Genomic DNA, 13,795 nt, shown 5'->3' with positions numbered 1-13,795 from the left:
CGGGGTGGGGGCTGGGCCAGCAAGCAGTGGTGAAGGGCTGAATCGATACACCTCTCCCTGGGCGTCGAAAAATGGGGTTCTGGTAAAATCATTATCCCGAAAAATGGTGGAATCAGGGGATGGATGTTTTTCAGGCCATGCGGGTATTCGCGAAGGTGGTGGAGCTGGAAGGCTTTTCGCGAGCGGCGGAGCGGCTGGGCATCTCGGCCACGGCTGCGTCGCGGCAGGTGGCCGAGCTGGAGGCGCGGCTGGGCGTGAGGCTGCTGCATCGCACGACGCGCAGGCTGTATCTCACCGACAGCGGGCGGAGCTATTACGAGCGCTGCACACAGATCCTCAACGACCTGGACGAGGCGGAGCTGACCATCTCCTCGGCGGAGGGGCGGCCCCAGGGCTTGCTGCGGGTGGCGGCGCCGGTGTCCTTTGGCGTCCAGCACCTCACGCCGCTGTTCCTGGACTACATGGAGCGCTACCCGGAGGTGAAGCTGGAGCTGTCGTTGTCGGATCGCATGGTGGACCTGGTCGAGGAGGGCTATGACCTGGCTCTGCGCATCACCCATGAATTGAAGACGACGCTGGTGGCCCGGCCGCTGGCCGTGATGCGCCTGGTGGCCTGCGCTGCGCCCGCCTATCTCAAGCGGCATGGGGTGCCCCGCACGCCAGAGGAGCTCCGTCACCACGAGTGCCTGTGCTACACGTACGACGCGTTGCGCGGCGTGTGGGAGTTCGAGGGGCCCTCGGGGCGCGTCCAGGTGTCCATCCAGGGCCGGCTCGCCAGCAACAACGGGGACTCCCTGCGTGCGGCGGCGGTGGCGGGACGGGGCATCATCCAGGAGCCCACGTTCCTGGTGGGCGAGGAGCTGCGGCAGGGCCGCCTCGTCCGGCTGTTGCCGGACTACCCGGTGCCGTCCCTCACTCTCTACGCCGTCTATCCGAGCCGACGCTATCTCTCGCCCAAGGTGCGCACCCTCGTGGACTTCCTCGTCGATCACCTCGCCGAGCCCCTTCCCTGGGACGCCTGGATGCGCGGCGGCGTCAAGGACAAGGTTTCCGGGCGGTGAGCCCGGAGGCGGTCGTGCAGCTATCAACCAACAACTAGGGCACGAGGCCGAAGACGTTTAGCGTGGCCGTATACCCGGTGGGGTCCGACACGTTGTCCTCGTTCCCCGTCACGGTGGCCACACCGATGGGGCTCAAGGCCACGTCCCAGCCCGACTGGTGGTAGCGCCCGATTCCCCGCGCGCGGATGGGCGTCCCGTTGGCCTGATAGAGGCCCAGCACTCCGTCATTGCCGCTCACGTCGACCTGCTCGGGGAAGGGCAGGGGCTGGCTGCTGGAGCCCACCGACGCGAGCACCGCCACCTGTCCCGCCCGGGCGCTCACTGCCTTGACCCAGCTCCCCAGGCGCCGCAGCCACGTCTCGCTCCCTGCGCTGGTGTATGTGACCACCAGCCCCGTGCCAAAGATGCTGGTCGCCGGGTAGCTCACCCCCTTGAAGACGAAGTCCAACGAGTATGTGCCCACCACCACGAGCTGGTCCTGGTCCACGTCCACGTCCCAGAACTCGCCATAGGCCTCCGGGTACTCGCGGAACCACCTGTGCGGACCGTTGCTGGCGAACTTGGAGATGAAGGGACGGATGTATTCCGACTCGGAGAAGACATAGCGGCCGCCCACGACCACGACGCCATTGTCCGCCGTGACCGCGAGGTCCTGGACGATGACCCGATCGCCTCTCCCGCCGATGGCGCGCGAGAAGACGTACTCACCCAGTGCGTCGAACTTGGCGATGAAGCCCTGGGCGCTGTCGTTGAGCTCCCAGAGCGGGCCGCCACCGATGTTGCACCCCTTGGCAACGGAACCGCCGAGCCAGACGGCTCCGGTGGAGTCGGTCGTCACCGAAAACACTTCGGCGCTGTCACAGAGGGGCTTCTGCCAGAGGAAGGAACCCGAGGAGGAGAACTTCGCCACGAAGGCCCGGGTGCCCAGGGGTCCGCCGCCCAGGTCGAGCGAGGGGTCCGAGCTGCTCGCGATGAAGACGTTCCCCCAGAAGTCGGTGGTGATGTCGAACTCGGGGCCCAACCTGGCCGGGAAGTCGCGTCGCCACCGCTGTTGCCCCGAGGGATCAAACGACAGGAGCGAAAATTTATACTCCTCCGCCGGGTCGAAGGCCGCCAGGACATAGGCATTGCCCTGGCGATCGACCGCCACTGCCGAGGCCCGGCGATTGCCCCGGTACTCCAGCCGCGGCTCGCTGTAACTCCAGGCGCTCGAACCCGGAGCCAGCACGGGCAACGCCGCCCCCTCGGCCTGGGTGGGCGCGGAGTCCGCGTCCAACTCCGGTGAGGTCCCACAAGCGAGAAGTGCGACGGCCGACAATCCAACCAGACAGCCAAACGGTCTCACGAGCCTTCCTCCACGAAGAACCGGAGCGAAGGTGAGCGTGGGTGTTGCTTGCGACAAGGTGTGCTGGCACCGGCGTATGCCTTGACTCGCCGCGTGAGCTCAGTCCTCGTCGGTGAACCAGAGCAGGCCCATACGGCCCGCGCCCACGGCGACGACGCCGCCCTCGAACGTGGCCGAGGTCAGGGAGGCGCCGGAGGAGTAGCACAGCCCGCTTGTGGGTGGAGAGCCGTCCGGCAGCAGCACGGTGTAGAGGGTGGAGTTTGTCAGGACGCGGCTGTCGGGGCCGAAGAGGGACAAGAACGAGAGGGCACCCTCCCGGGCCTCGGGATGCTCCCGCTTGGGCATGTCATAGGCCATGGTCTGCGACAGCAGGTACGTCAGCAGACGCACGGCTTCCTCGTGGTGCAGCTCGTGCCACCCCTCCTCTCGCCAGTCCAGGCCTAGCTCGGGGAGCTCGAGCTCGACAAAGAAGGCATTGAGTGCCGCCGTCAGCTCCGAGTCCGTCTGCGGCCCGGGAGCGGGGAGGGGCCTCACCTCGAGCCGCTCCCACTCCGCGTCGAGTTCGAGCGCCTCCCGGAGGTGGATTGTCTCCACGGCGAGGGCATCACGGGGCGTCTGTGGGGGCGTGCGGTCGGGCATGGGAGCCCCGAAGATACGAAAAAAGCCTTCTTCGAGCAGGGGTGGAGCCAGGAAGGGGGGCGGACGATTTGTAGGAGCTCCAGGCGGCGAGGTAGAGGGAGGAGAATGCGCCTGACAGAAGAGGAATGTCTCCGCCGGTTCGGCTTGAGTCCCGCTGCCGAGCAGCTCGAGGAGGTTCGCGCTGTCCTGGACGCCGAGACGCAGCGAGAGCGTCAGGGGCAGGGGGGCGGAGACACACAGGTCATGCGGCTGTGCTGCTTTCTGCTGTTTCGGGCTGGGCTGCTCGAGGACGTGCCGAGAATCTGGCGGGCAAAGACCTCCAGCATGGATGCGGACGCATCGATCGACCTCCAGCTCCTGTGTGGTGCGGGATTGGAGAGGACGAAAAGGTATTTACGGGAGCTCGGTTCCGACGAGGCGGAAGCCGCGTTGAGGCGTCTCCTCACGAATGAGGTGTCCGGGGAACTCGATGGCTTCTCCGTTGACCAGTACACGGCGTCCCAGGAGGCGTACTACGACGGAGACGAGGGGTAGTCCGGACCGCGAGGTGTGGCCGTTCGCCCTTGATTCAGCTCAGTCACAACTGCACTTCGGTGGACAGCTTGGTTGGTTTTTACAGCCTTCAAGTGTTCATCACTTACACGGATACGTGAAACCCGCAATACAAAGACTCGTAGAGAATCCGTACTGGTGGCGCGCGTCCGAAATGGACGTCCCCGAGGGGCAGTTGCAATGACTGCTTTTAGGGGTTGACGAAGTACTCCCCAGGAGCATCCATGAGCCTCGCAAAGAATCTCATCTTCGTTGTCCTTGCCGCGAGCCTGACTGCGTGTGGTGGCGCGGAGCTGGAGCAGAATGAGACCGAGCCGGTCACCCCGCCGGCCGGCGAGCAGACTGTCGATGGTACGGGTGACGAGGGCACCGTCAGCGCACTTGCGGCCTGCGATGGCGGACACACCTACTGCTACGTCGAGTGCTACGATGGCTCCGGCTACTGGTACAACGTCGGACACATCTCGGTCGTCGGGGACGGCAACTGCATCGAGGCGGGACGCGCCTTCTGCTCCAGCTACGGCTGGACCCGCAAGGGCTCCTGCTGGGGCTACTGAGCGCCTCCTGGTGTCCTGAGTCACGAACGGAGGGCACCTGACCCGGTGCCCCTCCGGCCCCTTACACCAGGTCTTCGAGCACCCTGGACCAGTGCTTGCGCATCGCCTCGCGGGCCTTCGCGTCTGGCAGCTTCTCCATATGCACGTGGAAGGAGACGCCTCGCGCCTTCGGTACCAGCGTGAGCTGCAGTGTCGCGGGTTTTTTCCATCCTTCTGGCTGCCAGGTCATGCGGATGCGCTGCCCGGGCTTCACCACCCGGACCTCGCCGCGTACGCCAGGGACTCCACGACGCTTGGGAACCTCGTAGCCCGCCCCTGGCTTGAGCGTCAGCGTCGCGCCGGCACCGAGCCATCGCTCCGCCTGGGTTGCAATCCGCTCCCACATGTCATGGGCACTGATCGGCAGCGTGCGTACCACTCCCACCTGGAAGCCCGTCGCCGCCGTCTCGCCTACAACTCGCTTGCCGCGGGCCTGCTCGTACGCCACGGCAATGGACTGCTGCCACCACGTGGACTCCACCTCTCGGGCCAGGTGCGCGACGAGCTGCTTGTGGCTCAGCTCGCCTGCCCCTGCCGCGTCCAGCGCACGCATCCACCCCTTCCAGTCCCGCCCGGTCTCCCCCTTCACGGCGCTGTCGGTCACGCGTTCGGTGATGAGCGCCTTCTTCGCGGCCGCCTTCTTCGTGGCCGAGGGCGTCTTCCCGCTCGCGGCAATCTCCGCGAGCCGCGCCTGCACCAGCGTCTTCACCAGCTTCGCCGGGAGCGGCTTGTCGGGCGGGAAGGTCACGCCGCTCTTCGACGTGGCATAGCCGTCCAGCTGTGCCTTCAGCGCCGGCACCACGCTGCCGCTGAAGGGGTAGTAGCCGCAGTGGCTCTTGAAGAAGGCGAAGCCGGCCACGGCTTTCCCGTCCACCTTGAAGGTGGGCATCTGATAGCTGATGGTTTCGACCGCCCCCGGAAGCAGCTTGCGGAGCTGCATGCGCAGCGCCCCCAACGTCTTCTTCGCCGCAGGGTCCTTCAGTTCCGCCAGGTATGCGTCGATGGGCTGCAACCCTCTCGGATTCGTCGCCATGGTCTTCGAGCTCCTGTGGTGTTCTCAGAACGTGGAGCATGGAGCATAGGACGGATGGGCGCCCAGAGATGGTGTCAAAGGACTCGAACTGTGCCGGGGCATACGGCTCAGGCTGGAAGATAGGGCATCTCCAGCGTGAAGGTGGCCCCGAGCCCTGGACCCGCGCTGTGGACGGTGAGTGAGCCCCCCAGTTCCTGGGCCGCGAGCGCGCTCGAGTGCAGGCCGAACCCGTGTCCCTCCTCACGGGTGGTAAAGCCATACTGGAAGATGCGCGTGAGCATCTCCGGCTCGATGCCCATGCCATTGTCGTGAATCGCGAGCCGGACGTGGTTGTCGGTGGTTTGCTCCATCTTGACGATGAGGCGCCGATCGTCCTCGGGCACGGAGTCCATGGCGTACTTGGCATTGCTGACCAGGTTGACCAGGATCATCAGGGCCTTGTGCTTGTCGGTGCGCAGCGGCGGAAGGCAAGCCAGCTGCCGTTCCACCTTCACCTGGTGGCGAACGAGCCCGGCCGAGTTGATGCGGATGGCGTCCTCCACCAGCTCCTCCATCTGGACCGGCTCGAGCATGCGAGGCGTTCGTGCGTAGTTCTGCTGCACCTTGACGATGTCACCGATGTGCTCGGTGTACCTGCCCACATCCTCGAGCAGGGTGACGATTTCCTGGCGGTCGTCCAGCAGGTTCTGTCCCAGCTTCTTGAGGAAGGGCATGAGGTGACGCCCTCGCTCGTCTTGGGTGAGGAAGGTGATGAGGTCGGACTGGTGCTCCTCGAGCATGTGGGTGATGCGGCTCACATGCTCGAGCCGCATCCCGGTCATCCGCTCCCTGGCGACCTGGGCCGAGGTGTAGACGCTGTTCAAGACGTTGCCGACATTGTGCAACACATTCGTGGCGATCTCCGCCATGCCCGCGCGGCGGGCCGTCTGCACCAGTTGCAGGTGGACTTCCCTGAGCTCCCGGGTGCGTTCCTCGACGCGCTGCTCCAGCCCGTCGTTGGCCTGGCGCAGCTCTTCCTCTCGGCGCTGGACCTGGTCGGCCATGAGCCGGAAGGCACGAGCCAGTTGCCCCAGCTCGTCTTCACGTGTGGTGTCCAGCTCGACCTTGAAATCCCCGGCCGCCACGCGATCCGTGGCCTGGGTGAAGGCCAGCAGCGGACGGGTGATCTGCTGCCTGAGCACCCAGGACACGATGGCCAGCTCGAGGAGCAGCGACAACACGCCGAGCAGCAGGATGATGCGCGCGGCCTGGGTGGCGGGGCGGGACACAGCTCTCTCGGGCAGGACGGTGACGAAGTACCAGCCGGGGCCCTTCAGCCGTGTCGCGGCGAGGTACTCACCGAACTCGGGGAGCTGCAGGATGTCCTGGTCGGGTGGGCTCGACTTCACCCGCTCGATGAGGCTCCGCAGGTGGGCCTGCTGCTCCTCGGGGGGCTGACTGGCGCCTCCCTCCTCCGTCAGCTCGGGATGGGCGATGAGCTTGCCGTCATCGCGAAAGACGATGTTGTAGGCCTCGGGCAGGTGGTCGCGGATGGTGCGGGCCATCAACTCGTCGATCATGACATCGTGGCTGAGCGATGCGACATGGCGACCATCCATGTCCAGGGGGGTCGTGACCGTGGACATAGCCTGCTGCGAGACCGGCTCCTTGTAGATGGGAGACCAGGTCGTCAGCCGCTTCGGATTGTTCTCGGGCAGGCTGCCGGGAAAGAAGTCCTGGGTGATGATTGATGTGTTGGGATCGCTCTCATGAATCCAGTTGGGGCGCTCCGGCCAGAACATGACGAGCGACCCCTCGGGCAGCGTGATGAAGGAGTCCGCGAAGCGTGTATGAAAGGCGGGCCCGTATTGGAGGAGCACGTCGTAAGCGGCCAGGAGCCGGCGACGCTGGTCCATGTCGACGGGTACGCCTCGGGGGACGAAGAGACACGGCATCCTCGTACCGTCGAAGACCTCGGGACGGTTGCGGATCGCGCCATCGGGCATCAGCGCGAACAGGCTGTCGAAGCGGGCGCTCACGTCCTCGTGCTGGTAGGCGCGGATCTTCTCCTCCAGGGCTGCCTTGAGGACGACGTGGTTGTCCTCGGCCAACAGGAAGATGGATTGCTCACGCTGGCCGCGCTCCGCCACATGCTGCCGCAGTTGCGAGAGGGCCTCGGTGCGCAGCGTGCGGAACATGTGGAGGTAACTGAAGAGGGTGCTGAGCGCGATGACGACAGCGATGCGCCCCCCCATCTTGATAAGTGTGGACTGGGCCAGGGGGGCGCGTAGGCGGGGGGATGTCGGCATGGTGGCATGTCGGCCTGGCGTCTCGGCGGTGGACCCGCAGGTCTAGCTCTGTCCGTATGGTTCGAAGCGCGTCGGGACGGGGTCGGCTGTGACGCCTCTGACATAAGTTGGGCCACGGGAATTCCGCCTGGAGAAGAGCGGTAGCCCCGGGCTGGCTGCTGAGCGCGCGGCGAAGAAGTCCGCGGGGCGGGAGGAGCACACGAGCCTCCGCGAGGACCCGCTATGCGTGGGCGAATACGGGCAGGAGGGGGGACAGCGGGATGCTGGGGCGCCTGTTCCTCGCCCGGCTCCGGAAGAGGTTGCCCGCCGTGCTGCGCTCTGGCGGTCCGAGCACCTTTGGTGTGGTCCGCTGGACTTTTTCCAATGGAGCTCTATTCCGCCTACGCACCGGAGATCCTTGATATCCTCGTCCCGCCGCGGATTCTCCGGCGGCGTTGCCGCAACACAGGAGTAGGCAGAATGTCAGTGACGATCCAGGTCAACGGCAAAACCCACAAGGTGGACGCCGATGGCGACACTCCCTTGCTGTGGGTCCTGCGCGATCTGCTGGACATGAAGGGCACCAAGTTCGGCTGTGGCATGGCCGTCTGTGGGGCTTGCACGGTGCATCTGGATGGCAAGCCGACGCGGGCCTGCGTCACGCCGCTGTCCGCCGTCGGCAAGGCCAAGATCACCACGATCGAGGCGATTGGACAGACCGCCATCGGCAAGAAGGTCCAGGAGGCCTGGCTCCAGGTCGACGTGATCCAGTGCGGCTATTGTCAGGCCGGCCAGATCATGGCGGCGACCGCGCTGTTGCAGTCGGTGCCGAAGCCGACCGACGCCGACATCGATGCGGCGATGTCCGGCAATCTCTGCCGCTGCGCGACCTATCCGCGAATCCGTGCGGCGATCAAACAGGCCGCCGGGCTGCCGACCACCGACTCGCGGGAGAGCTGAACATGGACGGTTCGACCCTCACCTCGCGCCGCTCGTTCCTGAAGGCTTCCGCTGCAATGGGCGGCGGTCTGCTGCTCAGCGTCTCCCTGCCGCTGCCGGCGGGTGCCAGGCCGGGCAAGTCGGCCGCACCCGCGGTGCTGAACACCTATGTGCGCATCGCACCGGACGGCATCGTCACCATCGTCTCCAAGTATCCCGAAATCGGGCAGGGGATCAAAACCTCGCTGCCGATGCTGATCGCCGAAGAGCTGGACGTCGATTGGAAGGACGTACGGATCGAGCAGGCGCTCGCCGACGCGACCCAGTACGGCCGGCAGGTCGCTGGGGGCAGCATGGCGACGACGCTGCATTACGACGAGATGCGCCGCGTCGGCGCCGCCGGCCGGCAGATGCTGGTCGCAGCAGCCGCCGCCGAGTGGAAGGTTCCCGAAGCCGAGTGCCAGACCCGAAGCGGAGTCGTTCAGCACACGCCCAGCGGCCGCACGCTGCGCTACGGTGCCTTGGCGGCCAAGGCCGCTCGGGTGCCGGTGCCCGAGCTGAAGAGCGTCACGTTGAAGGACCCGGCCCGGTTCCAGATCATCGGCAAACCGACGACGGGCGTCGACAGCCCGCGCATCGTTGTCGGTCAGCCGATCTTCGGCATCGATGTGAAGGTGCCCGGCATGCTGTACGCGGTGTTTCAGAAGTGCCCGGTGTTTGGCGGCAAGGTGGTCAGTGCCGAGCTGGAAGCGGTGAAGCGTGCACCCGGAGTGCGCAATGCCTTCATCGTGCGCGGCACGACGCCGAACGCGCTATCCGATGGTGTCGCGATCGTTGCCGAGAGCTGGTGGCAGGCGCAGAAGGCGCGGAAGTTGCTGCAGGTGACGTGGGACGAAGGTCCGGTCGCCGCCGAAAGCAGCGAGGGCTATGCGCGTCGCGCTGCCGAGCTGGCGAAACAGCCGCCAGCGCGCTGGCTGCGCAAGGATGGTGACGTCGAAGCAGCGCTGGCGGGTTCGGTGAAGCGGCTGGAGGCCGCGTATTCCTATCCGTTCCTCGCACACGCAACCCTGGAGCCGCAGAACTGCACCGCGTCGTACAAGAACGGCAAGGTTGAGATCTGGGCGCCGACGCAGAATCCCGAACCGGGGCGCACGCTGGTGGCTCAGGCGGTGGGCGTGAAGGAAAGCGACATCACCATCCACATGGTCCGGGCTGGCGGAGGCTTTGGACGGCGCCTGCAGAACGACTACATGGTCGAAGCGGCGGCGATCTCGAAACAAGCCGGTGTGCCGATCAAGCTGGTCTGGAGCCGCGAAGACGACATTCAGCACGACTTCTACCGCCCCGCCGGCTTTCACTTCTTCCAGGCGGGTGTGGATGCCAACGGCCGTATTACCGGCTTCCGCAACCATTTCGTCAGCTTTGGGGAGGGTGAGAACTTCGCGCGCAGCGCTGGCATGTCGCCCAACGAGATCCCGGCGCAGCTCGTACCGAACATCGAGCTGGGTTCTTCGGTGATGCCGCTGGGCGTGCCGACCGGGCCGCTGCGCGCGCCGGGCAGCAACGCGTTGGCCTTTGTCTACCAGTCGTTCCTGGACGAGCTGGCGCACGCCGCCGGCAAGGATCCGTTGCAGTTCCAGCTCGAGCTGCTGGGCGAGCCGCGTGAGTTGACGGTGCCACCCAATCCGAACGGCCCTCCGCCGGCTGCCTTCCACACCGGGCGCATGCGCGACGTGCTGAAGCTGGTTGCGGAAAAATCCGGTTGGGGCAAGGGCACGCTCCCTCCACGTACCGGCAGAGGCATTGCCTGCTATTTCTCGCATCGCGGCTACTTCGCCGAAGTCGTGCGGGTTCATGTCGCCGATGACGGTGCGATCCGGATCGAGAAGGTCTGGGCCGCCGGTGATGTCGGCAGTCAGATCGTCAATCCATCGGGCGCGCTGCAACAGGTCGAGGGCTCGGTGCTGGACGGGTTGGGCGAAGCGCTGGGCCAGGCCATCACGATCGAGAAAGGCCGGGTCGTGCAGTCGAACCTGCACGATTTTCCGCTGCTGCGCATGAATCAGGCGCCGCCGATCGAAGTGCATTTCGTCCAGAGCGAGTATCCGCCGACCGGACTGGGTGAGCCGGCGTTGCCGCCGATCCTGCCCGCCCTGTGCAATGCGATCTTCGCGGCAACCGGCAAGCGGATCCGCTCGCTGCCGATCGATCTGAACTTGCTGAAGTCGGTTTGAGTCGGCCCGGGAGGGCGAATGACGGTGAAGCGCAGGCGCGTCGTGCCGTCCGGCAGCGGGCGCTTCATTCATTGCTCTATGCTTGCCATCTCCACTTCATTGGCCGACCCAGGCGGAGCGGGCGCGCGGCCCGCTCCGCTGGGGTTCCGCTCAGCGCGTGAAGCGCTCCACGGAGCGGGGGGGACCACCGCCCACCATCAGCACTTCTCCCGTGTGGAGCAGGGCGGTCTGCGTGAATGAGCGGACCTCCTTCATGGGGGTCGTGGGGATCCACGTGTTCGTCGAGGGGTCGTACAGCGCCGCCTTGAAGTCGATGGTCGTCACCAGCACCTCACCCGAGTAGAGCATCGTCGCGGAGAAGAGGATCCCTGTGTTGAAGGGGAAAGGAGGGCCCAGGGACCACTGCCCGCTGTACGGGTCGTAGATTTCCACCGTGCTGCCACCGTCGATGCCGCCGACGATCAGGACGTTGCCCGAGTAGAGCCGGATGGCGAAGTGGCCGTGGCGGGCCCTGGCCAGGTTGCCGGCGGGCGAGATGCTGTTCGTGGCCGGGTCATAGATGTTGACCTCGGAGGATGCATCCCCGGCTGGCGAGGTCCACCACGTGTAGCCGCCAGTCACCAGCACCTTGCCCGAGTAGAGCTCTGTCTGGGCGATGCGGCTGCGCGGGGTGAAGGAGCCCGAGACACCGCTCCACGTGTCCGTCTGTGGGTCATACACCTCCGCCAGGGGCCCATTCCAAGGCTGGGGGACGACGCCGCCCACCACCAGCACCTTGCCCGAGTCGAGCCGCGTGGCGGCGTGGGAGCTCCGGGGCGTGAGCATGGGGGACGTGGGGCTCCATGTCTCGGTGTCCGGGTCGTACAGCTCCGAGGACGTGGTCCAGAGGTTCGACCCGTCGCGGCCGCCCGTCACCAGCACCTTGCCCGAGGGGAGCTCTGTCGCCGCGTGGAACGTGTGGAGGGTGAGCGGAGATGCCGTGCGCCGCCACGTATCCGTGTACGGGTTGTACACCTCTGCCTTGCCGCTTGCCGTCACCAACACGTTGCCCGTGCCGCGCATCAGCGTGACGGTATGGCCGGAGAACTCGGACAGAGACGAGGCGTTGCTCGTCCACGTGCCAACGGGCGTGTCCAGCTTGGCCTCGTGGGCCTTCAGCGTGGAGCCAGACTCTTGTGTGGGCAGTGTCTCGGTCTCGGGTTGGCATCCAGCGGCCATGGATGCGAGGCCCGCCAGCAACAACGACAAACGTGTCGTCTTCATGTGTACCCCCTCTTCCTTCTGGTAACAGCCGGCCAGGCAGTGGCCGCGGTGTCACTCTAGCTGGAGTCGAAAGCGATCAGCGCCCCCGTCCCGCCTATACGCACGGCAGCAGAGACCCCGGCGTGGGGCACGGGCTAGAATCGGCTCGTCACTCGGCTCGCGGAGACCTCTTGGTGATCCTGCGCAACGTAACAGATGAAGACGTCCCGATCTTCTTCGAGCACCAACGGGACGCAGTCGCGCTGCGCATGGCCGCATTCCCGTCGCGGGAACGCGATGCCTTCCTGACCCACTGGCGCACGAAGGTTCTCCGCCCCGAGAACGTGACCCGGACCATCGTCGTTGGCGGCTTGGTCGCTGGGTACATCGGCAGTTGGGAACAGGACGGCAAGCGCCTCGTCGCCTATTGGATTGGTCGCGAGCACTGGGGCAAGGGCATCGCGACACGGGCGCTCTCGGAGTTCCTCGTGCTCGAGCCGATTCGTCCGCTCCATGCGTGGGTCGCTGTCCACAACATCGGGTCGATCCGCGTCCTTGAGAAGTGTGGCTTCCGCACGGTGGTCCAGGAGAACCAGCAGCACGCGGACGGAGTTGCTGAGGTACTCATGACGCTTGGTCCGAAATAGGATAAGCCGGGTACGTCCCTTTCGAGAGCCGCTTCGCGGACCTGTTCTGCAGCATCATCAGTCGCAGGCATGGGATGGCCTCCACCGTCATCAGCACCAACCTCGCCTTGAAGCAGTGGGGCACCGTGTTCCCCGGCGCCGCGCGCGTCGCCGCGCTCGTGGGACGGTTTCGCCCGGCACCTCCACGTCATCGACATCGACGCGGAGTCGTGGCGCCAGAACCCCGGCCTGCGCCTGGCGCCGGGCCGCTCCATCACGTACCTGCCCAACTTCCTGCATCGGGGGCCCCGGACGCTCCAGGTGGAGTAGGACCCAGCCTGAGCGCGGGCGCTCAGTGCTTCACCCTCCTGCCCCTTCACGTCCGCCACGACACCCCGCCCCGCTGCCTGGCCAGGCGTGTACCTCAAGGGGCTGCGCGGCCTCTCCACCGACCAGGCTCACTGCTCGGTCGGCCTCTGTCCGCAGCCCTCCTCGGCCCCTCCGCTCCAGCCCTCACCCTCAACAGCGCCCCCATCTCGCCTATACGCTCATCCGGCGTGGAGCGAGGCGGTCGCGCGGGCGTGGACAGAGGGGTAGGCCGGTTTAAACCCTTAGCAAGCCACGGAACCCTCTGGCGGCGTAGTAGGATTCCGCGCCGTTGTGATACACGAAGACAGTGTCGTAGCGACGATCACAAAAGAGTGCGCCGCCGAGCCTTCTAATGTCAGCTGGTGTTTTCACCCAGCTCGAGGTTTTGGTGTCGAAATCCCCAAGTTGCTGCAGCTCCCGATATTGTTCTTCGGTTAGAAGTTCAATGCCCATGGCGGCTGCCATCCCAATAGCGCTGTCTTTTGGTTTATTTTCCTTTCTTGATTCCAGCGCTTCAGGGTCGAAGCAAACACTTCGGCGTCCTTTAGGGCTTTCCGCAGAGCAATCGTAGAAAATGTATTCGCCCGTCTTTTTGTCGTAGCCAACAACGTCCGGTTCGCCGCCGGTTCTTTCCATTTCATTGAGCGACCACAGCTTTTCAGCGCTGGCCTCCAGCTTGGCTTGTACTTTGCCCCATTCGAGGCCTTTATGACGGTTTATGTTTTTCTCGAAACGGGCCCTTAATATCTTGAGCAGCTCTTCGCCTTGTTCTGGTGACAGTCTCTTGTTCTTGACGTTGAGGTTCTTCATGCTCTTGTCGTTCCGGTGTTGATGGCTGTTTGGTCGCTGTAATCGACCGGTGACAGGGTGGGGCCGCCCCGGGCGCGGGGCT

General features: G+C 65.4%; 12 protein-coding genes and 1 pseudogene. 7 read left to right on the top strand and 6 right to left on the bottom strand.

Features of this window, described 5'->3' with window-relative positions:
- Positions 1–119 precede the first annotated feature (119 nt).
- Positions 120–1,061 carry a LysR family transcriptional regulator gene (locus F0U60_RS44095; protein ID WP_395809274.1) on the top strand — a complete coding sequence of 314 codons (942 nt, stop codon included), beginning with the start codon at positions 120–122 and terminating at the stop codon, positions 1,059–1,061.
- A 34-nt stretch (positions 1,062–1,095) separates the two neighbouring features.
- Here F0U60_RS44095 and F0U60_RS44090 read toward each other — a convergent pair whose 3' ends face one another.
- Positions 1,096–2,406 carry a hypothetical protein gene (locus tag F0U60_RS44090; RefSeq protein WP_395809272.1) on the bottom strand — a complete coding sequence of 437 codons (1,311 nt, stop codon included), beginning with the start codon at positions 2,404–2,406 and terminating at the stop codon, positions 1,096–1,098.
- A gap of 99 nt (positions 2,407–2,505) precedes the next feature.
- The gene (locus tag F0U60_RS44085) at positions 2,506–3,045 is read right to left on the bottom strand and encodes a hypothetical protein (protein WP_395809270.1); all 540 of its coding nucleotides are present in this window, start codon (positions 3,043–3,045) and stop codon (positions 2,506–2,508) included.
- A gap of 105 nt (positions 3,046–3,150) precedes the next feature.
- Between F0U60_RS44085 and F0U60_RS44080 the strand changes: the two genes are divergently transcribed.
- Entirely contained in the window at positions 3,151–3,579 is a 429-nt protein-coding gene (locus F0U60_RS44080) for a hypothetical protein (RefSeq protein ID WP_395809268.1), read from the top strand.
- Between the two features lie 242 nt (positions 3,580–3,821).
- The gene (locus F0U60_RS44075; protein ID WP_395809266.1) at positions 3,822–4,154 is read left to right on the top strand and encodes a hypothetical protein; all 333 of its coding nucleotides are present in this window, start codon (positions 3,822–3,824) and stop codon (positions 4,152–4,154) included.
- A gap of 61 nt (positions 4,155–4,215) precedes the next feature.
- On the opposite strand, the gene F0U60_RS44070 is transcribed toward F0U60_RS44075, so the two are convergent.
- Positions 4,216–5,226 (bottom strand): SRPBCC domain-containing protein, encoded by a 1,011-nt coding sequence (locus F0U60_RS44070; protein ID WP_395809263.1) that lies wholly within the window; start codon positions 5,224–5,226, stop codon positions 4,216–4,218.
- 107 nt (positions 5,227–5,333) lie between these two features.
- Positions 5,334–7,514: an ATP-binding protein gene (locus F0U60_RS44065; protein ID WP_395809260.1), complete on the bottom strand. Its 2,181-nt coding sequence runs from the start codon at positions 7,512–7,514 to the stop codon at positions 5,334–5,336.
- Positions 7,515–7,973: 459 nt separating this feature from the next.
- Here F0U60_RS44065 and F0U60_RS44060 point away from each other — a divergent pair, with 459 nt between their 5' ends.
- Together F0U60_RS44060 and F0U60_RS44055 are read left to right on the top strand one after the other, a co-directional pair.
- Complete coding sequence (locus F0U60_RS44060; RefSeq protein ID WP_395809258.1) at positions 7,974–8,453, top strand: (2Fe-2S)-binding protein; 480 nt, start codon at positions 7,974–7,976, stop codon at positions 8,451–8,453.
- A gap of 2 nt (positions 8,454–8,455) precedes the next feature.
- A complete protein-coding gene (locus tag F0U60_RS44055) occupies positions 8,456–10,666 on the top strand; it encodes a molybdopterin cofactor-binding domain-containing protein (protein WP_395809256.1) in 2,211 nt (736 codons plus the stop codon).
- 150 nt (positions 10,667–10,816) lie between these two features.
- Here the strand turns inward: F0U60_RS44055 and F0U60_RS44050 are convergent, their stop codons facing one another.
- Positions 10,817–11,929: a Kelch repeat-containing protein gene (locus F0U60_RS44050; protein ID WP_395809254.1), complete on the bottom strand. Its 1,113-nt coding sequence runs from the start codon at positions 11,927–11,929 to the stop codon at positions 10,817–10,819.
- 173 nt (positions 11,930–12,102) lie between these two features.
- Here F0U60_RS44050 and F0U60_RS44045 point away from each other — a divergent pair, with 173 nt between their 5' ends.
- A complete protein-coding gene (locus F0U60_RS44045; protein ID WP_395825706.1) occupies positions 12,103–12,555 on the top strand; it encodes a GNAT family N-acetyltransferase in 453 nt (150 codons plus the stop codon).
- 20 nt (positions 12,556–12,575) lie between these two features.
- Positions 12,576–13,256: pseudogene (locus F0U60_RS44040) on the top strand (hypothetical protein); the annotation flags it as partial.
- Here the strand turns inward: F0U60_RS44040 and F0U60_RS44035 are convergent.
- Entirely contained in the window at positions 13,138–13,713 is a 576-nt protein-coding gene (locus F0U60_RS44035) for a DUF4256 domain-containing protein (RefSeq protein WP_395809252.1), read from the bottom strand. The pseudogene F0U60_RS44040 and the gene F0U60_RS44035 overlap by 119 nt on opposite strands.
- Positions 13,714–13,795 lie beyond the last annotated feature (82 nt).

Source organism: Archangium minus, assembly GCF_044360475.1.
GTDB lineage: Bacteria > Myxococcota > Myxococcia > Myxococcales > Myxococcaceae > Archangium > Archangium minus.
The sequence above is the reverse complement of the archived record's forward strand: the minus strand, read 5'-3'. Positions and strand labels throughout refer to the sequence as shown.